This is a genomic window from Paraburkholderia sp. J67, assembly GCF_905220265.1.
GTDB lineage: Bacteria > Pseudomonadota > Gammaproteobacteria > Burkholderiales > Burkholderiaceae > Paraburkholderia.
The window spans coordinates 1-24,580 of the sequence record NZ_CAJMZK010000049.1; the positions used below are offsets into that span (position 1 = coordinate 1).

Annotated in this window: 21 protein-coding genes and 1 pseudogene; 16 read left to right on the forward strand and 6 right to left on the reverse strand. The window is 59.9% G+C overall.

The genetic code is table 11. The features are described 5' to 3' along the window. Positions 1-92 precede the first annotated feature (92 nt). Positions 93-1,301, forward strand: coding sequence for an alpha/beta hydrolase family protein (locus U5782_RS40220; protein ID WP_322049432.1), 1,209 nt, complete (start codon positions 93-95; stop codon positions 1,299-1,301). A gap of 135 nt (positions 1,302-1,436) precedes the next feature. Here U5782_RS40220 and U5782_RS40225 read toward each other — a convergent pair whose 3' ends face one another. After that, positions 1,437-2,210 carry a helix-turn-helix transcriptional regulator gene (locus U5782_RS40225; RefSeq protein WP_322049433.1) on the reverse strand — a complete coding sequence of 258 codons (774 nt, stop codon included), beginning with the start codon at positions 2,208-2,210 and terminating at the stop codon, positions 1,437-1,439. 116 nt (positions 2,211-2,326) lie between these two features. Between U5782_RS40225 and U5782_RS40230 the strand changes: the two genes are divergently transcribed. The 12 genes from U5782_RS40230 (at position 2,327) to U5782_RS40285 (ending at position 16,876) form a co-directional block, all read left to right on the forward strand. Continuing rightward, the gene (locus U5782_RS40230) at positions 2,327-3,226 is read left to right on the forward strand and encodes an EamA family transporter (protein WP_322049434.1); all 900 of its coding nucleotides are present in this window, start codon (positions 2,327-2,329) and stop codon (positions 3,224-3,226) included. 543 nt (positions 3,227-3,769) lie between these two features. Continuing rightward, positions 3,770-4,975 carry an aromatic ring-hydroxylating dioxygenase subunit alpha gene (locus U5782_RS40235; RefSeq protein WP_322049435.1) on the forward strand — a complete coding sequence of 402 codons (1,206 nt, stop codon included), beginning with the start codon at positions 3,770-3,772 and terminating at the stop codon, positions 4,973-4,975. A gap of 3 nt (positions 4,976-4,978) precedes the next feature. Next, positions 4,979-6,427, forward strand: coding sequence for an aldehyde dehydrogenase family protein (locus U5782_RS40240; RefSeq protein ID WP_322049436.1), 1,449 nt, complete (start codon positions 4,979-4,981; stop codon positions 6,425-6,427). Between the two features lie 11 nt (positions 6,428-6,438). Further along, positions 6,439-7,851 carry an FAD-dependent oxidoreductase gene (locus U5782_RS40245; RefSeq protein WP_322049437.1) on the forward strand — a complete coding sequence of 471 codons (1,413 nt, stop codon included), beginning with the start codon at positions 6,439-6,441 and terminating at the stop codon, positions 7,849-7,851. Positions 7,852-7,876: 25 nt separating this feature from the next. Next, positions 7,877-9,193 carry an FAD-binding oxidoreductase gene (locus U5782_RS40250; RefSeq protein WP_322049438.1) on the forward strand — a complete coding sequence of 439 codons (1,317 nt, stop codon included), beginning with the start codon at positions 7,877-7,879 and terminating at the stop codon, positions 9,191-9,193. Further along, positions 9,190-9,609: an ethanolamine utilization protein EutQ gene (locus U5782_RS40255; RefSeq protein ID WP_322049439.1), complete on the forward strand. Its 420-nt coding sequence runs from the start codon at positions 9,190-9,192 to the stop codon at positions 9,607-9,609. Before U5782_RS40250 ends, U5782_RS40255 begins: the two co-directional genes overlap by 4 nt. Positions 9,610-9,765: 156 nt before the next feature. Further along, a complete protein-coding gene (locus tag U5782_RS40260; RefSeq protein WP_322049440.1) occupies positions 9,766-10,662 on the forward strand; it encodes a LysR substrate-binding domain-containing protein in 897 nt (298 codons plus the stop codon). Between the two features lie 265 nt (positions 10,663-10,927). Then, positions 10,928-12,322, forward strand: a complete 1,395-nt coding sequence (locus tag U5782_RS40265; RefSeq protein ID WP_322049441.1) for an MFS transporter — start codon at positions 10,928-10,930, stop codon at positions 12,320-12,322. 84 nt (positions 12,323-12,406) lie between these two features. Beyond that, on the forward strand, positions 12,407-13,738 hold the full coding sequence (locus U5782_RS40270) for a Xaa-Pro peptidase family protein (RefSeq protein WP_322049442.1): 1,332 nt from the start codon (positions 12,407-12,409) through the stop codon (positions 13,736-13,738). Positions 13,739-13,785: 47 nt separating this feature from the next. Continuing rightward, entirely contained in the window at positions 13,786-14,196 is a 411-nt protein-coding gene (locus U5782_RS40275) for a CBU_0592 family membrane protein (protein WP_322049443.1), read from the forward strand. Positions 14,197-14,632: 436 nt separating this feature from the next. Further along, the gene (locus tag U5782_RS40280) at positions 14,633-14,896 is read left to right on the forward strand and encodes a hypothetical protein (protein ID WP_322049444.1); all 264 of its coding nucleotides are present in this window, start codon (positions 14,633-14,635) and stop codon (positions 14,894-14,896) included. Between the two features lie 516 nt (positions 14,897-15,412). Beyond that, positions 15,413-16,876, forward strand: coding sequence for an alkaline phosphatase family protein (locus tag U5782_RS40285; protein WP_322049445.1), 1,464 nt, complete (start codon positions 15,413-15,415; stop codon positions 16,874-16,876). An 80-nt stretch (positions 16,877-16,956) separates the two neighbouring features. Here the strand turns inward: U5782_RS40285 and U5782_RS40290 are convergent, their stop codons facing one another. From U5782_RS40290 to U5782_RS40300, 3 genes are all read right to left on the reverse strand, one after another. Next, positions 16,957-17,412 carry a DUF2278 family protein gene (locus U5782_RS40290; RefSeq protein ID WP_322049446.1) on the reverse strand — a complete coding sequence of 152 codons (456 nt, stop codon included), beginning with the start codon at positions 17,410-17,412 and terminating at the stop codon, positions 16,957-16,959. A gap of 419 nt (positions 17,413-17,831) precedes the next feature. Then, positions 17,832-18,596, reverse strand: coding sequence for an LEM-3-like GIY-YIG domain-containing protein (locus U5782_RS40295; RefSeq protein WP_322049447.1), 765 nt, complete (start codon positions 18,594-18,596; stop codon positions 17,832-17,834). 142 nt (positions 18,597-18,738) lie between these two features. Beyond that, positions 18,739-19,914, reverse strand: a complete 1,176-nt coding sequence (locus U5782_RS40300) for a Fic family protein (protein WP_322049448.1) — start codon at positions 19,912-19,914, stop codon at positions 18,739-18,741. A gap of 121 nt (positions 19,915-20,035) precedes the next feature. Between U5782_RS40300 and U5782_RS40305 the strand changes: the two are divergent. The 3 genes and pseudogenes from U5782_RS40305 to U5782_RS40315 form a co-directional block, all read left to right on the forward strand. Continuing rightward, a pseudogene (locus tag U5782_RS40305) lies at positions 20,036-20,326 on the forward strand (FAD-dependent oxidoreductase); the annotation flags it as partial. Positions 20,327-20,558: 232 nt separating this feature from the next. After that, the gene (locus U5782_RS40310) at positions 20,559-20,960 is read left to right on the forward strand and encodes a hypothetical protein (protein ID WP_322049449.1); all 402 of its coding nucleotides are present in this window, start codon (positions 20,559-20,561) and stop codon (positions 20,958-20,960) included. A gap of 262 nt (positions 20,961-21,222) precedes the next feature. Next, positions 21,223-21,675, forward strand: coding sequence for a hypothetical protein (locus U5782_RS40315; RefSeq protein ID WP_322049450.1), 453 nt, complete (start codon positions 21,223-21,225; stop codon positions 21,673-21,675). A 22-nt stretch (positions 21,676-21,697) separates the two neighbouring features. On the opposite strand, the gene U5782_RS40320 is transcribed toward U5782_RS40315, so the two are convergent. Further along, positions 21,698-22,174: a hypothetical protein gene (locus tag U5782_RS40320; protein WP_322049451.1), complete on the reverse strand. Its 477-nt coding sequence runs from the start codon at positions 22,172-22,174 to the stop codon at positions 21,698-21,700. A 1,345-nt stretch (positions 22,175-23,519) separates the two neighbouring features. Beyond that, positions 23,520-24,212, reverse strand: coding sequence for an alpha/beta family hydrolase (locus U5782_RS40325; protein WP_322049452.1), 693 nt, complete (start codon positions 24,210-24,212; stop codon positions 23,520-23,522). Positions 24,213-24,580: the final 368 nt, after the last annotated feature.

A 24,580-nucleotide genomic window follows, 5' to 3' on the forward strand; every position in this document is an offset into this window, starting at 1 on the left:
ACGGTGGTCGGCCAAACGCAGTCAGTCGACACCTCGTGCCAAACCGTTGACAATCACCCCATCGGCGATGACAACATTCACGGGAGTGAAAGATGTCTGCGATCTTCAAAGACGAACTTCACGAACAACTCGGAACCTGGCCGCTCGCCTACATTCCTTACGGCGGCGCTGACTATGGAGAGGTCGAGGCGATCGCCCGGACGATTGGAGACGGAGACGACTCCCTCTTTTATGACGCCTGGAGCGCAGCCGCTGATCGCATGATGGTCGACGGTCGACAAGCTGAAACCCAAGGCCATTGGACTAGTGCGAGAGAGTGTTTTCTACGGGCCGCGTGCTTTTATGGCAAATCTTTTCATCCCTTGTTCGGACAACCAGTCGATCCCCGTGTGAGGTCGGGTTCTCAAAAGCAAATCGCGGCATTCGAGCGCGCGCTCGCATTAAGCGAGCCGGCCATTGTGCGCCAGCACATTCCCTTTGAAGGGACCTCGCTGCTCGCTTATGTCATCCCCGCGCAGGGCTGCGCCAACGAAGTTCGACCGCTCCTGATCTTCAACAACGGATACGACGGCACGATTACCGACCTTTTCTTTGCTTCTGCGGTCGCCGCATCCCGGCGAGGCTACCATTCATTGATCTTCGATGGTCCCGGGCAAGGTACGACCTTGATCGATCACAGCATCACGCTCAGGCCGGATTGGGAGAACGTGATCAGTTCGGTGGTGGACTTCGCACAAACGCTGTCGAACGTCGATCCGCTCAAGATCGTGTTGTGCGGATGGAGTCTGGGCGGCTACCTTGCGCCACGTGCGGCGACTGGCGAGCGTCGTCTTGCCGCCTGTGTTGCGGACCCCGCGCTAGCTTCCGTGGCGGATGGATTCCGCACGTATGTGATGAAGTTGGGCGCGACATCTGAGCAGGTGGCGAACCTCGGCGATTTGCCGACGGAGCTCGTGGAACGCCTCACCCACATCATGGCAAACGACCGGAAATTGACGTGGAGTATCGCGAAGCGCGGTTACTGGGTGAATGGCACCGGGACACTGCGCGACTATCTCGCATCGGTTGAGCACTACACGATGGATAGACGTATCGGAGATATTCGCTGTCCGACGCTGTTCACCATGGCCGAACACGATACCCTCGCCGCCGGAACGCAAAATTTCTTCGATGCACTACGCTGCCCGAAGACCCTGATCCGGTTTCGCAGCAATCAGGGAGCCGGCGAGCATTGCGAGATGCGTAATCGTTCACTCGTCAATCGGCGTGTACTGGACTGGATAGACGAAGTGCTGGCTTAGCGCGATGGTGTCGCGGGTGACCGCTTTCGCGTCACTGCAATGTCTCCTTTGAGGCGGACGCGGCCGCTCGACATGCTTCGACGCCGCCCAATCGCATCTGGCCTTAGCCGGCCAGCCAAGGCCAGCCGCCGGTGCTCATCGCGCAAAATAACGGCTAGGGGCTTCACCCAGTGTCGCTTTGAACGCAGTCGAGAACGCACTCGGACTGCTGTAGCCGAGTTCCATGGCCACTCGCGTGACGGGTTCACCTCGACCCAGTCGCACCACCGCGGCTAACAGACAGGCCTGCTGCCGCCACTCGAGATAGCTGATCCCCGTTTGCAGGCGGAACTGGCGGGTGAACGTGCGACGGCTCATTCCGGCGTTCGCGGCCATGTCGTCGATACCGATCTCCAGCGATGGCGCTTTCAAGAACTCGCCGCACGCTCGCGCGAGACGCGGCTCACCGGGTAACGGCGCGTTCAGCGAAAGCGCGGGCATTTCTGCAATCTCATGCAGCAACAGCCCCATAAGGTGCCCCTCACGCCCTTCTGTGCGATATCGGGCAGGAAGATCGGCGGCTTGCTCCAGCAGTTGCCTCAGGAGCGGAGAAACTCCCAACACCTCGCAATGCTCAGGTAAGCCCATGCGCCGCGCCGTCTGCGGGCGGACGTAGGTATTGAGCATCGTCACCGGGCCGCGCATCTGCATGGCATGCGCAAGGCCAGCGGGCACCCAGATAGCCCTCAGCGGCGGAACGGCCCAGTTGTCCTTATCGGTTTCGACCGTAATGACACCTCTAGCCGCATAGGCGAACTGGCCACGGCGATGACTGTGGGACGGAAACCGCTCGCCATCGGCATAAGTCTGCGCGGTCACAACCACATCGCGCGGTATGTTTTCGTTGGGATCAAGGGCAAATTCTGGCATGGCCCGATTTTAAACATAGTTGACCTTGAGTCGAAAGCGGGCAAATCGTCAGCGAGGCACATTCTCCTTTGTGCCAACGCTCCCTGCCCAGGCTTTTTCCAGCACCTTCGCCGACCATGAAAAAAAAGCACCTTATCCTCGCTGTCTTCGTGACTGCAATCTGGGGACTCAATTTCCCCATCACCAAACTGGGCTTAGCCCAGATCAATCCACTACTCCTGACCGCGATACGGTTCACGTTCGCTGCATTCCCATGGGTGTTCCTCGTAAAAAAGCCGGACGTGGCTAACCGATGGCTGGCCGCATACGGACTGATCTTCGGTGTCGCGATGTGGGCTTTGATCAATCTGGGCATCTCGCTGGGAGTGCCGCCCGGCGATGCATCGCTATTGATTCAGTTCAGCGCTTTTTTCACACTCGGCTGGGGCGTCGTGCTCTTTCGCGAAAAGCTGATGGCTTCTCAGATGACCGGCATCGCTATGGCGGCGGCCGGACTGATTGGCATCCTTCACGGCAGCCCCGGCAAAGCAACCACCATCGGCTTCGCGCTGGTCATGGTCAGCGCGCTGGCGTGGAGCATCGGTAACGTCGTGATCAAGATTTCGAGGGTGCAGGAAATATTCGCATTCGTCGTGTGGGCCAGCCTGCTTCCGCCAATACCGCTGTTCCTGCTCACCTGGTGCTTGTATGGCTCACAGCCCTTCGTTGCGCTCGCATCGCACGTCAGCGCCGTCGCGCTGTTCTCGTTGGCCTTCCAGGTGTATGCCGCGACGCACTTCAGCTACTGGGGCTGGAACCTGCTGTTGCGCGAATATCCAGCATCGACCGTTGCACCGCTCTCGCTGTTGATACCGGTGTTCGGAACCTTCAGTTCGGTCTTCATCGTTCATCAGGTCCCGAATACCGCAAGCTGGATCTCCATCGCGCTAATTTTGTCGGCGTTGGTCGTCAGCCTAGGCAGAAGGCGCCACGCCCCAGGCTCTGGAAGCAAGGTACTCGTCGGGACGGCCGATTAAAAGGAATAACGACTACCAACCTGACTTTGAACCTGCTGCCGCTTAGGCACTGCTCAAGCCGTCCGGTCGCGCGTAGACCGGGCACGTGTCTTCGCGCGCGGGCCGATACCGAACGGTCGAGCTGGAGGGAGCATCTGTCGATGTCTAGACCAACAATTACGAAGACCAGAGTCAGCGTAACGCGCGTACGCTGATCGGGATACTCGGCGGCGACGCAGTGTCGGCCGCACAGTGACTGATGTCTGGATTCGAAAGATGCGTCAGGCGCTAGTCGGCCAGAACCGGCCACCGATAGCATGACTCGCAGGCGCCCTCTTTGAGATCAATAGCGGACACTTGACTAGTCCCTCCCAGTCAGAGTGCCCCGACTAAGCGGCTCCGTGGCTGCGCCCCCCATGGCGCGTCCATGAGTTTTTCTAATCAATCTGCAGCCAAAGAATCGTTTGTTGTCCCCGTTTCCCGCTTCGATAATTTTCACCAATCCCAGCCCTCTGAGGGCCAAGGTGAAACGAGTCACGCGAACGTGCAATGGAGACAAATACGATGAACGCCCCCACCGAAATCAAGTACTTCCCTCTCGCCCAGCTCCAGACGGTGCTTAATCCGATCGAGCAGGCCACCGGTCTCGGCAACGAGTTCTATACCAGCGATCAATACTTCCAGGTCGAGCGCGACGCCGTGCTCAGTCAGGACTGGGTGTGCGTCGGTTTCGCGGACGATCTCAAGACGCCGTCGAGCGTGCAGCCCGTCGACTTCATGGGTCTGCCGCTGCTCATCACGCGCAACCGTGAAGGCGCGCTGCAGGTGTTCCATAACGTCTGCAGCCATCGCGGCATGAGGCTGGTGCAGGAAGCCGGGGAAATTCAGGGTGTCATCCGTTGCCCGTATCACTCGTGGACCTACGACCTGAACGGCACGCTCAAGGGCACGCCGCACGTGGGCGGCATCAATCAGCACAAGGACGAGCGCGTGCCCTGCGAGAAGCACGGCCTGAAGGCGCTGCGCAGCCATGTCTGGATGGGCATGGTGTTCGTGAACCTCTCGGGCACCGCGCCCGATTTCGAGGAAGTCCTGCGCCCGCTGACCGAGCGCTGGTCCCAGTTTCTTGGCGACGACGGCAACGCGCTCATGCACGTGCCGCGCGAAGGCGGCGCCTGGCAGGTGGAGGTCAAGTGCAACTGGAAGCTCGCGGTCGAGAACTACTGCGAGGCGTACCACCTGCCCTGGGTGCATCCGTCGCTGAACTCGTATTCGCGCCTCGAGGATCACTACAACATCGCCTTCGCCGACCAGTTCGCCGGTCAGGGCAGCTACGCGTATAACCTCGCCGATGTCGAAGGCACGTCGCTACCCACGTTCCCGTCCTGGCCCGCCGACCGCCTGCGCAACGCCGAATACGTCGCGCTGTTCCCGAACGTGCTGCTCGGCATCCAGGCCGACCACGCGTTCGCGATGATGCTGCAGCCGCTCGCCGCCAACCGCACGGTCGAGCATCTGCGTCTGCTGTTCGTCGGCCAGGATGCCGCCGACGCGCCGCAATACGAAGCCAGCCGACAGGCCGTGCTCAATGCGTGGCGCGTGGTGTTCTCGGAAGACATTGGTGCGGTGGAAGGCATGCAGGCGGGCCGCCAGTCGCCGGGCTTCAAGGGCGGCGTGTTCTCGCCCGAGATGGATCAGCCGACGCACTACTTCCATCAGTGGATGGCGCGCCGCGTGCTGGCCAACGGTCAGAACCAGGTGCAGGGGTAAGCCATGGAACGCTCGATCGGTCATCACTGGCTCAACTACATCGATGGCGAATGGGTCGATAGCCCGAACCGTCTGGACGTCGCCAATCCGGCCAACGGCGAGCCGTTCGCGAGCATCGCGCTCGCGAGCGCCGCCGACGCCCAGCGCGCGCTCGACGCCGCCACACGCTGCGCCGCCAGCGGCGAACTCACCCGGCCGCGCCCCGCCGAGCGCGTGCGCTGGCTGCTGCGCATCGCCGACGAAATCCGCGCAGTGACGGAAGAAGGCGCGCGCATTCTGTGCCTCGAAAACGGCAAGCGTCTTTGCGACGCCCGCGACGAATTCGTCGAAGCCGCACGCTACTTCGAGTACTACGCAGGTCTCGCCGACAAGCTCGAAGGCATCTCCGTGCCGCTCGGCGACGCCTACGTCGACTTCACGCGCTACGAGCCGATGGGCGTCTCGGTGCAGATCGTGCCGTGGAATTTCCCGGTGTCGATCTGCGCGCGCTCGCTCGCCCCGGCGCTCGCGGCAGGCAACGCCGTCGTCGTGAAGTCGCCCGAGCTTTCGCCGCTCGGCCTGTGCGTGCTGTTCGAAGCCATCGCGCGGGCCGGACTGCCGCGCGGCGCGGCTCAACTGCTGTGCGGTCTGGGCCGCGAGGTCGGCGCGCATCTGGCCGCCAGCCAGCAGACGAAGCAGATCGTCTTCACGGGCTCGGTCGCGACGGGCCGCTCGATCCTCGCCGCCGCCGCGCAATGGGCCACGCCCAGCGTGATGGAACTCGGCGGTAAATCGGCGGCCATCGTCTTCCCCGACTCGGACCGCGCGCAACTGCTCGCGAGCGTCAAGAACGGCATCTTCTTCAATTCGGGACAGGTCTGCTCGGCGATGTCGCGTCTCGTCGTGCATCGCGATATCTACGACGACGTCGTCGCCGACGTCGCGGAACTCGCGCGCGGCCTCGCCATCGGTCCCGGCGAACAGGATCCCGATCACACGCCGCTCATCAGCGGACAGCAGCTCGAACGTGTGGTTGCTATGTGCGAGGAGGCCATCGCCTCGGGCGCCCGCGCGGTCACGGGCGGCGCGCGCGTCGCCAACCGTTCGGGCTTCTATATGCAGCCGACCGTGTTCGCGGGCGTGAATCCCGGGATGACGATCGCCTGCGAGGAAGTGTTCGGCCCGGTGCTCAGCGTGATCCCCTTCGACACCGAAGAGGAAGCCGTCGCCATCGCCAACGGCACGCCTTACGGCCTCGTCGCGGGCGTGTTCACGCGCGACGTGAATCGCGCGCTGCGCTTCGCACGGCGTCTGCGTGCGGGCCAGGTGTTCGTCAACGAATGGTACGCGGGCGGGATCGAAACGCCGTTCGGCGGCGTGGGACTGTCCGGCTTCGGCCGCGAGAAAGGCCAGGAAGCGATCTACAGCTACGTGCAGACGAAAAACGTCGCGATCCGGGTTGCCGAAGGCTGAGAGGTGGGACGATGAAAAAGTGGCTCTGTATCATTTGCGGGCTCATTTACGATGAGGCTGAAGGCTGGCCCAAGGACGGCATCGCCGCCGGCACGCGCTGGGAAGACGTGCCCGAGGACTGGAAATGCCCGGATTGCGGCGTCGGCAAATCGGACTTCGAGATGATCGAGATTCGCGTGGCTGCGCCTGCCGTTGCGCCGTTTTCGCCTCAAGCCGCGGTTCAACGCGCACCTCAAGCCGTGGTTCAAGCCACGCCCTCACCCGCGCCGGCCGCGCCGCGCCGTGATGGCCCGATCGTCATCATCGGTTCGGGACATGCGGGTTACAGCCTCGCGCAAGCGATCCGCAAACGCGATGTGAACGCTGAAATCGTGGTGCTCACGCGCGAATCGGGCGACCTGTATTCGAAGCCCGCGCTTTCGATCGCGACCTCGCAGGATCGCAGCGCCGAGGCGCTCATCAGCGAAACGCCGTTCGATATCGAGCGACGCCTGAAGATACGCATCTATCCGCGCTGCGAAGTCGAGTCGATCGATGCCGGGGCACACGTGCTGCGCACCCGTTACGGTGCGATGCCGTATGCGAAGCTTGTGCTCGCGCTCGGCGCAAGCCCGATCAAGCTCAATGTCGCGGGCCCCAGCGACGCGCTGCTGAGCGTCAACAACCTCGACGATTACCGCCTGCTGCGCAGCCGGCTCGACGGCGTCTCACGCGTCGCCATCATCGGCGACGGGCTGATCGGCTGCGAGTTCGCCAACGATCTCGTCAAACGCGGCCTGAACGTGAGCGTGATCGGCATCGGCAAATGGCCGCTCGAACGGCTCATGCCGCAGCAGGCGGGTAGCCATCTGCAAGACGCGCTCGCCGCGCTCGGCGTGAAATGGCATCTGCAAAACGAGGTGAAGGAGATCGCAGGTGCGCCTGGCGCGTGGTCGCTCCTGCTCGCCGATGGCGCACGCGTGGAGGCCGAAGTCGTGATCTCCGCCGTGGGCCTCGCGCCGAATGTGGCGCTCGCCGCAGCGTGCGGCGTCGATGTCGGGCGCGGCATCCGCACCGACGCACAACTGTGCACCAGCGTATCCGACATCTACGCACTAGGCGATTGCGTCGAAATCGATGGCCGTCCCGCGCCCTATCTCGCGCCGATCAATCATGGCGTCGAGGCACTTGCGCGCACGCTGACCGGCCAGCCAACCGACGTGCTCTATCCGCCGATGCCCGTGCAGGTCAAAACACCCGCCGCGCCGTTGATGCTGTTGCCGCCCGCCGCGTCCGAAGGCGAATGGCGCATCGACGCCACCGAAGACGGCTTTAGCTGCGGACACTTCGACAGTAACGGCAAGATGCGCGGCTTCGCGCTGATCGGCCAGCGCGCACAGGCCCTGCGCGGCCGCTGGGTCGAACAGTGCCATCCGGCCAACTGATCACAGAAAGTAAAGAAGGCACACCATGAATCTGCCCCATGACGACAAGACCTGTGGCTGGTACGCCGCATTGCCGCCGCCGCAACCAGTGCGCCGCCTGAGCGGCCGCCAGAACGCCGATTACGCGGTGATCGGCGCGGGTTTCGCCGGACTCGCGGCCGCACGCCGCCTCGCCGAACACGAACCCGACGCGCGCATCGTGCTGGTGGACGCGCAGCGCGTCGGCGAAGGCGCGTCGGGCCGCAACTCGGGTTTCGTGATCGACTTGCCGCACAAGTTCGCGCTCGAAAATCCCGATCCGCAATTCAAGCAGCGCCTGCTGCGCCTGAACCGCACGGCCATCGCGCAACTGCAATCGCTCGTCGACGAGCACGGCATCGCCTGCCAGTGGTCGCACGCGGGCAAATACCAGGGCGCGGTCGGTGAGCGCGGCCTCGCGTACCTCGCGCACTTCGAAAAGCTGATGTCGGCGCTCGGCGAGCCGTTTCATGCGGTCGAAGGCAACGAATTGGCGAAGGTGCTCGGCAGCACGCACTACAGCCGCGCGGTATTCACGCCCGGCTGCTATCTGATGCAGCCCGCCGCGCTGGTGCGCGGTCTCGCACGCTCGCTGCCCGAGAACGTCGAGCTGCTCGAAAACGCGGCGATCCAGCGCGTGGAGCGCGACGGCGCGGGCGGCTACGTGCTGCATGGCGCGGACGGCGAAATCCGCACGCCGCGCCTGCTGCTCGGCACGAGCATCTTCACGCGCGAATTCGGCTATCTGCACAACCGCCTGCTGCCGGTGATGACCTTCGCGAGTTGGACCGCGCCGCTCGACGCCGCGCAATGCAAGCGCTACAGCGGCACTTTCGACTGGGGATTGACGCCCGCCGATCATGCGGGTACGACGGTTCGCATGACTCAGGACCGCCGCATCATCATCCGCAACACCTATAAGCATGTGCCGAAATACGGCCGCAGCATCGACGACAGCACGCGCGCCAGCGTCGCCGCCGACCATCGCAAGGCGTTTCTCGCACGTTTCCCCGATCTCGCCGATGTGCCGTTCACGCACACCTGGGGCGGCGTCTACGCGATCTCGCGCAACTTCACCAACTTCTTCGGGCAACTGGAGGACGGCGTGTTTGCGTCCGCGTGCGATAACGGCGTGGGCGCGGCCTGGGGCACGATCTCGGGCACGCTGCTCGCCGATCAGGCCGTGGGCGCAAGCTCGTCGCTGCTGGACGATATTCATTCGGTCACAGGCATGCCCTCGCTCAATCCGCCCGAGCCGTTTCTGGGTCTTGGCGTGCGTACGCGGATTCGCCTCGCGGCCTGGAACAGCCGGGCGGAAGTATGAGCGATACGAACACGGAAACGATTGGTGGCGTAAAGCTTGTCGATCACGCCGACCTGGGCTTCGTCGTACGCGGCGGCCCGCCAGGCGCCGCGTACGTCGCGCGGGCGCTGAGCGACGGTATTTCGCCGAACCTGGGCGTCGGTTTCGCGCGCTGGGAAGGCGCGCAAGTGAGCTGGACAACGCTCTACGAAGAGGTGATTTTCGCAATCGAAGGCTGCCTGGAAGTCACAGCGAACGGCGTGCTGCACCGCGTGAAACCGGGCCAGGTGCTGTGGATCCCGAAGGGCACCGCGCTGATCTATTCGGGCTTCGCGCTGTTCGGCTATGTCGTCTATCCCGGTGACTGGAAAAAGCGCTTTGACGAAGCGTCTCCGGACCAACTCGCGGACTGCGCCCAGCCCCGCTGGGCACGGTGACGACACGGGTATTCGCCGCCCGTATGTGGCTTGACGCAGCACGGCGTTAAGGCACAATTTCAGGTCTGAAGACACGTCATGCAAGCGTGGCTCAGACCTGAAATCGCGTTCAATCGCGCATATACATAAAGCAGTCCCCGGAGACACAACCTTCCCATGAGGATCCAGCCACTGCCACCGTTCAAGGCGCTGGTCGCGTTCGAAGCGACCGCACGTCTGGGCAGTTTCACCCGCGCAGCCGACGAGCTCAATGTCACGCAGGGCGCGATCAGTCGGCAGATTGGCCTGCTCGAAGATTTACTTGGCGCTCACCTGCTTGACCGCACCACGCGTTCGGTGCGGCTCACGCCCACCGGCGAGCAATATTTCCAGTCCTGCCGCGAGGCCCTGCTCTCGCTTGCGGACGCCACACAACTCATCAAGCGCTGGCACGGCGATCAGCAGGTGACGGTGGCGACCAGTACCGCGCTCGCGTCGATGTGGCTGCTGCCGCGCATTCCCGAATTCAACGAAAGCCACGAAGGCATCGATCTGCGCATCGTCGCTTACGATCATGTGAAGGATTACCGCAAGCTCGAATGCGATCTGGCGGTGTACTACTGCAAAAGTCCGCCCGAGTACATCAAATACACGCCCATCTGCAACGAGGAAATCTTCCCCGTGTGCAGCCCGAGCTATCTCGCGCGTCATGGCGCATTGAATCGCCCCGAAGACCTCGCGTCGTGTACGTGGCTCTGGCTCGACGATTCGGAACGTGACTGGGTGACCTGGGGCGAGTGGTTCCGCCGCAGCGGCCTGCCACCGGTGACGCCGCGCAACAAGATCAATCTCAACAATTATTCGATGGTGATTCAGGCCGCGCTCAGCGGCCAGGGCGTGGCGTTGGGTTGGCGCAACCTCATCGATCCCTACCTGAAAGCCGGCACGCTCGTGCGCCCGATCCCCGAAACATTGCAAACCGAAGGGCAATTTCTCGTGCTCGAACCGACCGGCCCGCACGAACGTCGCAAAAGCGTAGGCAGCTTTCGGGACTGGCTGCTTTCGCTGCGTTAAGCGATTACCGAACCGCGTGATTTAAGCACTTTTCTCCGATTTTTCAGTGCTGGACGCCCGCCACGCGGGCGCGCTTGCGCACGCCTGTACAACACGTCTTTCTATGACAAAAATTGATGAATGCACGCACGAAATATCGTTTGTCCAGGTGCGCCGACTTCCACACACTGCTCATGGAGTTCACGCGGATGAAGGTCAGAAGAACCGGCTAACAGACCCTAAGCGGACCGGCCTGACTTCCCACAAAACATCAGGAGACAGCATCGTGCCCAAAAGCATTCCTCATACTTCATCGGTCGCCGGACAGAAAGCGCCCGCGCTCGCCGGCAAGCATCGCCGCTTCATCGCCAGACTGACGCTGCTCATCGGCGGCGGCATGTTTATCGACGGCTTCATTCTCGGCTGCATCGGCATCGTCATGCCGGCCATTACCGCCGACCTGCATCTATCGCTTGCGTGGCAAGGGCTGATCGGCGCATCGGCGCTGATCGGCATCTTCGTCGGCGGGCCGCTCGGCGGCTGGCTGGCCGACCGCGTCGGCCGCAAGCCGATGTTCACGATTGACCTCGCGATCTTCCTGGTCGGCTCCGTGGCGCAGTTCTTCGTCAACGAGCCGTGGCAACTGTTCGTCGTACGGATACTGATGGGTATCGCGATCGGCGCGGACTATTCGATCGGCTGGCCGCTGCTCGCGGAATTCGCACCGGCGCGCCTGCGCGGCAAGCTGCTCGCGCTGCTCGAACTCGCATGGTACGTGGGCTATCTCGTGTCGTATGCGCTGGGTTGGATGCTGACCGAATCGAACGCGGCAGGTTGGCACGTTATTCTGGGGCTGAGCACCATCCCCACCGTCATCGTGTTCCTGATGCGTCTGGGCACGCCCGAATCGCCGCGCTGGCTTATGAGCCGTGGCCGCCGCGAAGAAGCAAAAGCGCTGGCCGCGGAACACATGGGCCACGAAGAGCAACTCGATCTGCATTCGCAAGGCATGGTCGGCAAGCAGGGCTTCAGCCGCCTCTTTTCCGCCGACTACATCAAGACGACGATGTTCGTGTCGATCTTCTGGGTCTGCAACGTGACGCCCTACTTCGCCATCGGCGCGTTCGCCCCGGTCGTACTGCAAAAGCTCGGGCTCAAGGAAGGTTTGACGGGCGGCCTCGCGCTCAATGGCGTCGCGGTGCTCGGCACGCTCATCGCGGTCGTGCTGATCGAGCGTGTGGGCCGCCGCAAGCTGGGCGTGCCGCCGTTCTTCATCTCGGCGCTGGCGCTCGTATGCGTGGCCCTGTTCTCGCATGCTTCCTCGACGCTGATCCTCGTGTGCTTCTTCACTTTCTCGCTGTTCAACGCGATCTCGACGACGCTGTGCGGCGTATATCCGGGCGAAGTATTTCCGACGGAGATTCGCGGCATCGGTGTCGGCTTCGCGACGGCCTTCTCGCGAATCGGCGCAGCGGCGGGCACCTTCCTGCTGCCGCTTATCATCGGCTCGTATGGCGTGGGCACGGCGATGATGATCGCGGCTGGTATCAGCTTCTTTGGCGGTCTCGTGTCGTATGTGCTGGCGCCGGAAACGCGCGGCAAGCTGCTGAGCGAAGCGTCCGCGCCTGCTCGCAAGATGAATTCGCTCGCAACGCCGGGCGAGCTGAAATCAGCGCGATAAGCGTTAGTTTGCGGCGGCGATGCGTTGACAAGTTGGCATCGCCGCCATTTTTCAACCCTCACACACCATCAGGATGACGAAGCAATGAGCCTCGCATCTTTGCAGGAAATCGCCCCACGCAAGATTGGCCCTGCCCTCGCTTCCGGCCGCTCGCCGGTCGAACAGGCCGGTTTGATGACCATGCCCGCGCTCGGGCCGGGCAAGGAAACGCTCGACGCCTGGAGCGCAGCCGGCCTCGCGCTGCCCGATCTGCCCGCGATGCGCCGTTATCGTCTTGCGCGCGTACGTCAACAACTGATTGCACACGATTACGCGGGCATCGTGCTCTACGATCCCGTGAATATTCGCTACGCGACCGACACCAGCAATATGCAGGTCTGGACGCTGCACAACGCCTGCCGGTACGCGTTCGTTCCTGCCGAAGGCCCGGTCATCCTGTGGGAATTCGATCACTGCGATTTTCTGAGCGATCACAGCGATTCCGTTGATGAGGTTCGCCCCTGTGTGCCATGGTTCCATTTCTGCGCAGGCGAGCGCGTGCATGAACAGGTCTCGCGCTGGGCCGATGAAATTTCCTCGGTCGTGCGCCAGCGTGGCGGCGGCAACCGGCGCCTGGCATTCGATCACTGCGATGCCGAAGGCGTCGCTGCATTGGAACGACTCGGCATAGCGGTGCAAAACGGCGAAGCGTTGATGGAAGAAGCCCGCCGCATCAAATGCGAGGAAGAGATTCGCGCGATGCGCTGCGCGATCCATGCTTGCGAAGCTGGCATCGACGTCATGCGTGCGCATCTGCATCCCGGCGTCACCGAACAGCGCCTGTGGAGCTATCTGCACGCAGAAAACATCGCGCGCGGCGGCGAATGGATCGAGACGCGGCTGCTGGCTTCAGGGCCGCGCTGTAACCCGTGGTATCAGGAGTGCAGCAGCCGTGCGATCGACGCGGGCGACCTGGTGGCCTTCGATACGGATCTGGTCGGCAGTTATGGCTTTTGTGTGGATACCTCGCGCACCTGGTTGTGCGGCGACGTTCAGACGAGCGCGGCGCAACGCGAGATATACCGGCTCGCCTATGACCAGGTGCAGGCGAATATCGACCTGCTACGTCCTGGCCTGACCTATCACGATCTGAGTCATCGCGCCTTGTGCTATTCGCCCGAAGTGTTTCGCCATTACTCGTGCCTGTATCACGGCGTGGGGCTTTGCGACGAAGCACCGAATATCTATTTCCCGCAATCGTGGGAAGCGTGGGGCTATAACGGCGTGATTGAACCGGGGATGGTGATGTGTGTCGAGAGTTACGTTGGGCGCGTCGAGGGCGGGCCGGGCGTCAAGCTAGAGGAGCAGGTTCTAATCACAGAGGGCGGCCATGAAGTGCTGACCCGTTATCCGTTCGAGCAGCGGCTGCTGGGTTAGCTCATGCGCAGCTTCGATATCAATACTCATCGAAAATCGACGAAATAATGACCACCGCTGATTTGATCGGTATTTTCGGCGTCATCTGCTATCAGATCGCCTATGCAGGTTTGCAACTCGGCTTTCTCCATAGCGAGGATCGCCGCTACCTCGTCCTGAATCTATTTGGTCCCTCCTGTCTTCTCTATTCGCTGCTCTTTCACTTCAATCTTGCTGCTGCCGTGAGCCAGGTGCTCTGGCTTGTCTGGAGTGGCATTGGGATCAGGAAGATTGTGCTGGCACAGCGAGGCGTGTCGCTGGCAACACTTGGCGGCCCACGCTCTACTTCGTCGGTTGTCGCGCCGAGTTGCCTGACCGACGCTTCGGCTGTTGCATGCGCACTGGGTCCGGTCGTGACACCCAGCGACCAGACAGATACCGTGGAACAGGCCCGCCCCTGCGCTGGCCGACCGCTTTGAGCGGATTTACGGACGCTTGTTTTTCTGGCGCGTGCGGCCGCTATGGGTCGCACTCGGCCGATCGCCCTGCGCCGATGAGTCCGTGGCTCATGCGAAACGCATCGATCAGTAGCCAGCCAGCAGCGGTCAGTCGATCGCGGTCTGTGTATGTCCGCTCATCGTGCTAAAACGGTCAGACAGCGAAATTGAAGATTCACGATAACATTTCAACCTATTTTTTCGCCATTATCGCCATGGCCGTCAATTTGATTTCCACGGCTTGCGTCCGACAAACTACCAGGTTCACATGTACGAGGCCTACCAAACGAATTCTGGATTCCTGACGGTAAGCTTCCGATTGACAATCTTTAGGCGGTGATCGAAGCCGGCTGGTTACCCGACACGCGCTACACTTCAACTTCTGTCGATTTTTGACGTCAGCCTTATGGATTTCCATATGCGATTCGAAGACAGCTATGTCTCACGTGAGCATCGCTACTCTTTAGGTCAGGAACTGAATTCTGGCAAATTCTATCTCTCGATCCCAGTTAGCAACCGGCTCGTCGACTATGAGGAATATTACGAGATCACGGAATCACAAGTCGATGCCTTTACCCTCAATCCACAACTAGCTCTTGAATTCGCCGATCAATGCAGGAATCGGCTCATGGATAATCGACTGTTTATTCGACCTGGTACAGATCGAGGCGTGCCTGGCTAAAAAAATCGGGGCTGGCGGGTAGGCCGCTAGTTTCCCACCCTGTCTTATATTGCAATGCGGAAGCTCCGGCTCTATATGACAGCAATCGCCGCCGTCGGCCGGGTATCTTTGATCACTACGTATGCGGGTGCCCTGCAACCTGAGCACGCTGACGCCAGAACGAGGCATGTTGCGCCCGACGAACATGGCTGAGATGCATGTGATTGCGCGCGAATACCTTGCTCGACTCCCTGCGCCTCACGAAACGGTTAAAGTCGTATGGGAGCGCAATCCGGGTGACGCAGCGCGTAGCGAAAGCCAAAACACATGGCAGAATTGACCGGGCAAACGCAACTCAATGCGCCGTTGCTCGACGAAATCCCGACTGCGAGCCGTCACGCACGAAGCAGCGCCGACTGACCAGACCACTTGATATCCGCGCTCTTTCCGGCAACTCCCTCTACGAACAAGGACCCGCCTCAGTTGTAACCCGGATCTCGGCGAACACACGATTCACCCAACCTGTACGAGGGCGAGATGAACGACCTGTCGAAAATAAAGCACGTTGTCGTGCTGATGCTGGAAAACCGCTCGTTTGATAATGTCTTTGGTTTTCTTCGGCCTGCAGGCGACGGATTCGACGGGTTGGCCGGAGCAGCATGTCCCGGCAACAACGGCATTCCGCCGTGGCAAACAGAGCCTGGATCGGACTGTTCGACGATGCCGGATCCCGACCCCGGCGAATCATTCGACGACATCACCGGGCAACTCTATGGAACCGACGTGGTCAACGGCGTACCGCCCATGAGCGGCTTCGTCGATAACTACGAGAAGCATCACGGCACCGCCAATGCGATCATGCATTGCTTCACGCCGAATGATCTCCCGGTCCTCAGCCAGTTGGCCAACAGCTTTGCCATCTCGGACCGCTGGTTTGCCTCGGCCCCCTGCCAGACCTGGCCCAATCGTTTCTTCGCACATGCGGGCACGGCCAACGGCTATGAAAACAACACGCTGGACGGTTTTCCGTTTCCGATGCAAACGATCTTTAACGAGCTGCAAGGCGTAGTGCCCTGGAAGATCTACTTTCACGACTTTCCGCAGGCGGCCCTGCTGTCGCGCCTGTGGCCATACTTCGCGAACTTCAGGCCCTTCGATCGCTTCATCCAGGACGCGGCCGCTGGCCAGCTACCCGCCTACGCTTTCATCGAGCCGATGTACTATCCAGGCACCGAATTGCCCAACGACATGCATCCTCCACACAATGTCCAGTTGGGCGAGGCGCTCGTTGCGCGTGTCTATAACGCTGTGCGCTCGTCGCCGAACTGGACGAGCACCCTGCTGATCGTGGTCTTCGACGAACACGGCGGCTGCTTCGACCACGTGGCGCCACCTGCCGCCACGCCTCCCGAGCCCGCGCGCCCCAAACAGAACTTCGCCTTCGACCGCTATGGAGTGCGGGTGCCCGCTGTCCTCATCTCGCCGTACACGGCAGCGGGAACGGTGTTGCGTCCGGCGGGCAACACGCCGTTCGATCACACCTCCATCATCAGCACCGTGCGCAACTGCTTCGGCATTGCGGGTCCGCTCACCGCACGCGACGCAGCGGCGCCCGACCTCTCAGGCGCATTGAATACGGATTTTGACCTTCACCGCGGCCCTGCCGAGGTGACCGCGCCCACGCCCTGGGTATCCGATGCCGTTCTGCAAGCCGCGCGTGGGCGCGAAGTCAACAGCATGCAAGATTTGCTCGCGCTCGCCGCAAAAAATCTCGCGCCGCTATCGAGCGGCAGATCGGTCGCGCAACATCTGCAGGATTTGCTGAAGGCGACGAACGCATCGGCTACCGGCGCCACCATCCCTTCCGCCTTGAAGCCGACCGCGGGCGCGGCCGGCGACGAGGCACGCAGCATCATGCAGCGCATCCTGGCGCGGTTCGCGCAAGCCGGCACAAACGCAAATCCCAACGCGATCGCGAACACAATCTATCGCGGTCACTAGTGAATGGAAGGCATCTCACCGTCGCAAGCCTACGTTGGACGCCCCAAATCGCTCAGTTGAGCCCCTGCGGCCGATGACATCTAACGCGCGATCCCGTGGCCGGCGCCCCTACTTGCCCGCAATGTACTGAGGTAAGGGCTGCGCTCCCTCAACAGGGTCTCCGGCCGGGTCGGTTGGCAAATACTGTGTCTCGAAGACCGTAAAATCGCAGCAGATCCGCTATCGCCCTTCTGCACAATGACTGCTCCGTCCTGAGACTTCCCATTTTCAGCTTTGTGCTTGCCTGGAGGGTTACTCTGGTTCATGTGGGTCTCGTGAAGCCCGTTTCTTTTCGGAACGAATAGAAAGCCAAAGCCGTATACCATGACGTTCTGTTGCGTCGGCGTCCAGAAATCCCGGTTGTGCAACACACCGCTGCCATTGTCAAACGGAAGCGACTGGGAAGGCTGCGATTCGTCGATGGTCAGAATCGAATTGATTACGTCATTCACGTCTACCCGATTCCCGCTTTGATCCTGGTAGGGAATCGGCCGCATAAGCGAGATATCGAACAGGTCTTCATCCGACGTGTAATCGAGCCGGCGAAATCCGTTCGTATAACTGCCCGTTGAACCGCCGCTTTCCTAGTCCCCTCCAGCTCTACTTTGTACGCCTTTCGAACAGTGGAGATGAAGGTCAGCGTCCACGCAGGGAATCGAGACCCTGCCTGTTCCTGATCGTGAAAAGGGATCCGGAACAGGCAGGGGAAACTGAGCCGTGTGCATGCAAGCCATTTCACAAGCCCCCTAAATCGCGGCCCCCACAAGCAAAAAAAATCTGCGCCCAACATAGGTGCCGCGGGAGCCGTTGGAGGAAGCCCGCTTCCACGAGCAGCACCCCGGTGTCGCCGCGTATCGTAACTCGTACACATCAAGGTCTCCTGGTCACACACGGAACCAATGGAGATCGCGGCTGCTTAGTTGATGTATCGGTATCCCTTCTGGGCAGCTGGTAAGTCCTTTCCGTCAATAACTAGTCTCAGCCCCAACAATTCGTGCTCTGGCAGTTCCTGGCCCACAAATTCCCATCTGCCTTCGCTCCTGACTGGCCCTCGGGTCGACAGCGTCGTGCCTGCCTTAAACCACGCGGCGATCGAGTAGGCTCGAATGACGACGCCATCGGCAATACCAAGTCCAGTTCGATACGCGAGATCACCCGACTCATCCAGCTCGTGGCGTGCGGTCGATATGCCAGACCAAAACTGGCGAACGCAGTCATACACCTCGACGTCGTTCATCGTCGGCGAATACGTTTGATTCACGAAGAAGAGGACAAGCCTATCTTTGATCTTCGCAACCTCACGGGGCGGCGATCCATAGAGGCGCTCCGCTTCAACTGCGTGCATCCGCCCACGAGCGACTCCGTGGCCTCGCATCGCATTCGTCAAATTCTCCAGGCCAATCGTGTCGATAATCGCCGCTTCAACGTCGAAACAAGCCTCTTTACTGTCCAGACCCGACCGAAGAATCTCGACACGAGGTTGGTAATCGTGGCTACGGATTTCAGCGATACGACGCTGCTTCGCTGTCTCGTCGGGATCTGCCTTTAAATGGTCGAACGCGCGATTGTTTGCGCTAGCCTTACCGACGTAGAAAATCGTGTCGTCGCGCGGGTCGACGAGCGCATAAACATAGTGCTTAAGAGCTTGTTTTGTTTGAGGCGAGAACTGCTGCTTGTGCACGATTTTCTGCTCCCCGAATAGCTCGACTGCTCACGCGGCAATAAATCTTTGCCTTGCGGTAAGCAGCACGCGTTCACTCACTGTAGCCAGTGTCCCTTTGCTGACGCTGTCCGGCGATAGGCGAACAGGCTGACCATAAATTTCATGGCTCCGCTGCTACGCCGTGTGACCATCCAGCGACATTGATGTAGTAGCGCATCGCTTTGCCCACACCATGGCACCACAGTTGTCCATCTGCGACCATCTCCGAAAGATCGCGTGTCGCCGTGGCCTTCGAGACGCCAGTCATCTTCATATACTTCTCGGCGTTCAGTCCGCCCAGAAAGCCACCGTCCCCGTCGTCGAGAAGGCGCTGCAACACCCTGCGCTGCCGCTCATGCAACTTCCCGCCCCCGTGCCTCTCCCAAAAGCGTCTCTTCTCGATCGCCTGATCGATGACGTGGTTCGCTTCATGACAGGCTGCGGTACATTGGCGCGCGAACCACTGCACCCACGCCGTGACATCCGTGTTACCTCGTTGGGCCTGGTTGAGAGCGTCGTAGTACGCCGAACGGGAAGTCAGTAGTTGCCTCGAAAGGCTGTAGAGGCGCACCGGCTGCCTCAAATGCTGCGCCATGGCCATGTCAACGATGGCCCTCCCAATGCGTCCGTTGCCATCCTCAAACGGGTGGATACTCTCGAACCACAGGTGCGCGATGGCGGCCCGGGCAAAGCCATCGATCGGCCTGCCATCCGGCGCCAAGGCTTGCGCCGGCGAGAACCTTGCGAACCATGTGAGAAAGCGCTTCATTTGCATTGGCACGTCCCTGGACGGCGGCGCCTCGTAATGCACGACCTCACGACCTGGCGTACCGCTCACGATCTGCATCGGATCGTCATGGTCGCGATATCGGCCGACGGCAATTCGGTGAATGCCAGACGTGCCCCCGGGGAACAGCGCAGATTGCCAGCGGCACAAGCGGTCCTTATCGAGGGGCACATCAAATGCTGTCGTGGCATCATTGATTACCTCGACAAGGCCATCAACCTGGCGGTCGAAAGGTCCCGACGTGGTTAATCCGAGTCGCCTCATCACGGATGACCGAACAACATCGAGCGGCAGCCGCACCCCTTCTATGGCGGCCGTGGCCAGCACCTCATCCGATAGCGCATCCAGTGCGACCTGGCTGGTACTACCAAGGCCAACGGCCATGGCTTTACCTTCGACCACACCGTGCATCCTGTAGGCCTCTGCCAGATCAGGTGCGATCATCTGCGCGTCGTAGGTGAAGTCAGGCCATTCGGCACGCCGCCAAATCCAGGTAGATTTCGTACTCATGAGCCGCAATCTACCACATTCGGCTCATATTGTGAGCCGATTTGAAAAAATTGCGGCGCATACAATCCCCCACCAACGACTCATCTACTCGCCGGACCGGGGATATCTCGGTCATCCTGCCCGGTCGCTGTCAATGCGTCGCCAGGATGCTGCGGGAAATGCACTGGGGGGCCTGGATATTGGTTTGCTGGACCGGACTTTGGGATACTCAACCTACACGGTGCTGCGCAGGCACTTGCAGGAGGTGTTGCTGGACCATGCGGCACGGGCGGGAATTCCCGTGGAGTTGGGGCGCCGGGCGGTGGCCATTGAGCTGGATGCTCGTGGTAGAGCCGTGGCCCATTTCGAAAATGGCGCGAGCATCCGCTCGGATCTGCTCGTTGGCGCCGACGGAGGCTCGCCCGCGCGTCGATGCAAACCGCTTTAGTCAGTTGTCGGCCAGTTACAGACGTTCCACTCGGGCGCCCAAATCGTCGACAATCTCGCAACCAGGCATCAAACGGTTCGCGCGACAATCTACGATCAACGACGAGGTATCCATGCAACGCATCCTGCCATAGTGCGTTACCGGCCAAACATATTCGCCAGTAAGCCACACGTTCAAGTGCAAGTTAATCTTTCAAGGCCCGAGTAAATTTATTTCGATGAAAACGAATACTTCCTGCGCATTGACATTCACCGTACTCACATTGTTCGCCACTAGCAACGTGCACGCTGAATCAAAGTCACCAGCCTTTCAGGCCTGCCTCAAAAGAACAGCGCACGATCGCATGACTTGCCAGTCGGGTTGCGGCATGATTCTTCAGCAGTGCTATGACGAAGCAGGCGATGCGATTCAAAAAAAAATTGATGCACAAGTAGCAAAAATCCGTTCCGCTTCCTGTACTGGATTGATAAAAAAATACACTGAAGGATCAATTAGCGTAGAAAATGACGTGACGAACGATGCTGGCTCAGAGCCCGGTTGGCTCGGCCAAGAATTAAAGCTAAAGTTGCTGCAAGATCAACTCGAAACAGTCAACCTAATCGACACAATGTGCAAATAAAATTCCAAACATCGAATAATGCAGTTTAATCATAAAATCGGGTATTTCATGCGCCACCAGAATTCCTCCATCTGATGAATGTAATCGTAAGCACCGCTTCCGGAAAATGGACTTCTACTCAATAAAAATCGAGGCGCATAGATAGCTAGATCATGGATGGACTTAAGTTCTCGGAGGCTTGGCTAATGGAGCCCGTTATGCACGTCACCCCGTAGAAATCAGTGAAGATTTTTTATAAAAACCACGGACAATTCGAGCCTCAATGCATCGACAAAAACTTAAATTTTTAGTTAAAATCAAATATCTCGCATTTTTATTCATAATCTTTTCGATTCCAGCATACAGCGATGTCACGCAAGAATCATATTGTTTCTCGCCCGTGAAAAATCGGCCCGCCAGAATAGAGCTAAGAACTTATTTTGACGAGGATGCCGGATGGCAAGGTGCCTTCGTAAAGTATGAGAACTCAAAGGAAACGATTCCCCTTGTTTTTGTTGATTCAATCGAAGACCAAACGCAGAATGGCAACCCCGCGGATCGCACTACGAAATGGGTAGAGGTCGTACATGGTTTAATTACTGGTGAATATGAAATGGAAAATAAAGGTGGAAATGTTGGATCGCTGACTTACAAGAACTATAAAAGTCAAAAATCTTTCGGATTCGTGTTCGATATGGGTGCCCAGCGAACCCATGGTTTGGGCTGTGACTGGTGACTTGGCAACCACGAGCTAATACTTACTGCTCGGAACTCGTTGGAGGTTTTGAGCGCATCAGCTTTTTGCCAGAAAACGAGTACCAACTGCCGTTCGCGCTCAGCAGCACAGCGCTATCTGACCAACGAATGTCGTCTACATCGAGCTTGTTACTGATCGGCAACACCACAACTGGTTTTTTTCGGAGGTCATATAACGACAAAGAGGGGGTATCGGAGAACCCGCCAATGAAGTCCTCGACGACTATGCGCGTGGCGGGTTTGTCCGCCCCATTGGAGTCTGTGTAGTAAGTGTAATGAGATCCATACAGCTGGTCGAACGGCGCACCGTTCAGCGAGGCGTTGAAAGTAATGCCGTCTGTCTTCATGTGCTCCACCTTCACAATAGACAGCGTGCCAGCAACGGTCTGAATGGTGTCGCGGCCTCCACCATCCGTCTGGGCATAAGAAGCTGCACAGAAAAACGACAAAAAAGATCCGATCAATGACAACTTGAACAAATTCATCTCCTAAAAAGTCGGATTCGTTCCGCCTGACCCTGACGCAGAATTAGTCCCGGTCGGAGGTGGAGATTTCCGGCTTGGTTGAGTTGTCAGACTAGGTGGTTTCCCTCGCCTGACGGGCGAATTCTGCAGGCTTCATCCAGTGCCACGCGGAGTGGGGGCGAGCGGCTGGCAACCGGAGCAACAGGTACTCTGGAGCGCCCGTGCAAACGAATAGCTGGACGCACCTCGAGGCTCAGTATCACACACACAAGCGGGCCAAGAACGGATGTTCGACAAGGTTGTGCGAATCGTCGATAATCCACTCGTTCTCGTTGTTGTCCATCAAGAGCGAGCCGTCGTTAGGAGGCGTGGATCAATGGCTCGTGAACGAAAGAATATTACGACTCACTATATATAACTTATAAATAGTGATTCCGAATAATGCACCGCGTATCGATACGCGAATGAGCGTTGTCGTAAATATTATCAACTTGTTGGGGGGATGTGTTGAGAAAATGGACAAGTGCGAAGAATAAAGCGGCAGCTTGGTGGACACGAACTCCGGCATCAATAAAAGCAGCAGTCTTTCTTCTTTTAACGATATGGACTGCTTTCGCTATTTTTCTAGCAAGCCTTCAGAGAACAATTCCGGCGCCGACCTGGAAACAGCCCATCGTCACCAGCCTCCTCATAGAAGCCATGTTACTGGCGCAGCTAGGTTTCGGCCTCTACCTTATCGCACTCATCGGGCGAAAACGTGCCATTGGTCGGCTCGTCGTGCTCATCGGGTTCGTTGGCCTTTCAGCTTTTCGTTTCGTAAGCTCAGCCAAGCTGCGCGTCGACACGGGCACCGCTGTGTTCTTGATACTTGGCGCGGCATCTGCGCTGCTCTTCACACGTGAAAGTAGGGTCTGGTTTCGCTCTCGTGGAACGAGGCTGTAACCCGACGACGCCGCGCGTGTTTGAATGACTGTTGTCGGTATTTTCGAAGGTCTCTTGTGGGTCGGTTTCGGGCGACCGCGTTGAACAGTGACCGGCCAATGCGCGTCGTTCGACGCACTGCCAGTCTGGTTCCGCCCGCATCCCTGAGCGGTCACTCACGGATTGGCGCCGACATCGGAGGTGTGTCGGCCAAATCCAAGCAAATTCCCTCCACGATCTCCGCGGCGGATCACCGCGAGCGGATTTGACAAATTCACTCACTCGGCACAGGGAAAACGTCGCTGACGCGACAGCCATCGCTTATCGTGGCTATGCGACCGACCATCTGCGGATAGCGAAGGGAACGAGCGGGCGAGTGCAGCACGGCTAGTTCGCCGGCTCAGCGTCCTGACTCTGCTACAAGCATTGCTGCGCTTGCTCAGGTAACGCTCACGGACTTTCCTTCGGCGAAGAACCACGCCGACATCGTCCGTGCCAGCTCGAGCACCACCTCTGCGTCGGTCCGGCCGGAGGACGCGCGCACGTGGAACGAATGATCTGCGTCGTCCACCACATGCAGCGTGGCGCGTGGCCCCAGCGTCTCGACGACCGACCTCAGCAGGGGAAGCTCGGCCAGCTTGTCGCGCGTGCCCTGCAGGAAGAGAATCGGCACCGTGACGTCCGCCAGGTGCCGTGCCCGCTCCACGCCGGGTGCGCCCGCCGGGTGCAGCGGGAACGCGACGAAAGCGAGGCCACGCACGCCGTCGAGCGGGGAGATGGCTTGGGCCTGGGAGGTCATGCGGCCGCCGAACGACCTGCCGCCCGCGAAGAGTGGCAGGGCTGGCAGCCGCCGGCGGGCCTCTGCGACGGCCGCCTGCACGGCAGCATGTGCCACGGCCGGCGAGTCCACCCGCTTGGAGCCCCGCTCCATGTACGGAAACTGGTAGCGCAATGTGGCGACATCGGTCGCCGCAAGCGCGTCGGCCAATGACGACATGCCGGCATGCAGCATGCCCGCTCCGGCACCGTGCGCGAAGACATACAGGGCTCGCGCGTCCTCCGGCACTCGGAGGAGCGCAGAGATCTTAGTGCCGTCGGGCAGTGCCAGGGAAAGCGATTCTGGGTCGTCCATCGTATTCAGGTCGTGTCGTTGTGGCCATTGCGCCGATTCTGCATCAATCAGGCATCGGGGAGCGTTTGTGGCGGCGTCCGGCAAGGCATTGCGCAGGCGGAGCTTGCCGGCCGATCCATGGAGCGCGCGCCAATTGTGAACGGCACCGCAGGCGCGATGTGTCGGTTGACGACCGCAAGCCCGACGGCGTAATTGCACGCCTGCATCATTGTCAGCGAGCTGTTACGACACTGCAATCAGCGTCAGAGGAAGTTCTCGAAGGGCAGTTCATTTAGCTGCCTCTCTGGAAGCGCATGTCCGGCTGCAGAAAGTTCTGGGTTCGGCCACTTACGGACTTCCTCTTTCAGACGTCGAGAGACACTCGAACG

Excerpts from the sequence above, each read along its gene's own strand:
- U5782_RS40220 (WP_322049432.1), top strand. The coding sequence starts at position 93 with ATGTCTGCGATCTTCAAAGACGAACTTCACGAACAACTCGGAACCTGG.
- U5782_RS40225 (WP_322049433.1), bottom strand. The coding sequence starts at position 2,210 with ATGCCAGAATTTGCCCTTGATCCCAACGAAAACATACCGCGCGATGTG.
- U5782_RS40230 (WP_322049434.1), top strand. The coding sequence starts at position 2,327 with ATGAAAAAAAAGCACCTTATCCTCGCTGTCTTCGTGACTGCAATCTGG.
- U5782_RS40235 (WP_322049435.1), top strand. The coding sequence starts at position 3,770 with ATGAACGCCCCCACCGAAATCAAGTACTTCCCTCTCGCCCAGCTCCAG.
- U5782_RS40240 (WP_322049436.1), top strand. The coding sequence starts at position 4,979 with ATGGAACGCTCGATCGGTCATCACTGGCTCAACTACATCGATGGCGAA.
- U5782_RS40245 (WP_322049437.1), top strand. The coding sequence starts at position 6,439 with ATGAAAAAGTGGCTCTGTATCATTTGCGGGCTCATTTACGATGAGGCT.
- U5782_RS40250 (WP_322049438.1), top strand. The coding sequence starts at position 7,877 with ATGAATCTGCCCCATGACGACAAGACCTGTGGCTGGTACGCCGCATTG.
- U5782_RS40255 (WP_322049439.1), top strand. The coding sequence starts at position 9,190 with ATGAGCGATACGAACACGGAAACGATTGGTGGCGTAAAGCTTGTCGAT.
- U5782_RS40260 (WP_322049440.1), top strand. The coding sequence starts at position 9,766 with ATGAGGATCCAGCCACTGCCACCGTTCAAGGCGCTGGTCGCGTTCGAA.
- U5782_RS40270 (WP_322049442.1), top strand. The coding sequence starts at position 12,407 with ATGAGCCTCGCATCTTTGCAGGAAATCGCCCCACGCAAGATTGGCCCT.
- U5782_RS40275 (WP_322049443.1), top strand. The coding sequence starts at position 13,786 with ATGACCACCGCTGATTTGATCGGTATTTTCGGCGTCATCTGCTATCAG.
- U5782_RS40280 (WP_322049444.1), top strand. The coding sequence starts at position 14,633 with ATGCGATTCGAAGACAGCTATGTCTCACGTGAGCATCGCTACTCTTTA.
- U5782_RS40285 (WP_322049445.1), top strand. The coding sequence starts at position 15,413 with ATGAACGACCTGTCGAAAATAAAGCACGTTGTCGTGCTGATGCTGGAA.
- U5782_RS40290 (WP_322049446.1), bottom strand. The coding sequence starts at position 17,412 with ATGCGGCCGATTCCCTACCAGGATCAAAGCGGGAATCGGGTAGACGTG.
- U5782_RS40300 (WP_322049448.1), bottom strand. The coding sequence starts at position 19,914 with ATGAGTACGAAATCTACCTGGATTTGGCGGCGTGCCGAATGGCCTGAC.
- U5782_RS40310 (WP_322049449.1), top strand. The coding sequence starts at position 20,559 with ATGAAAACGAATACTTCCTGCGCATTGACATTCACCGTACTCACATTG.
- U5782_RS40315 (WP_322049450.1), top strand. The coding sequence starts at position 21,223 with ATGCATCGACAAAAACTTAAATTTTTAGTTAAAATCAAATATCTCGCA.
- U5782_RS40325 (WP_322049452.1), bottom strand. The coding sequence starts at position 24,212 with ATGGACGACCCAGAATCGCTTTCCCTGGCACTGCCCGACGGCACTAAG.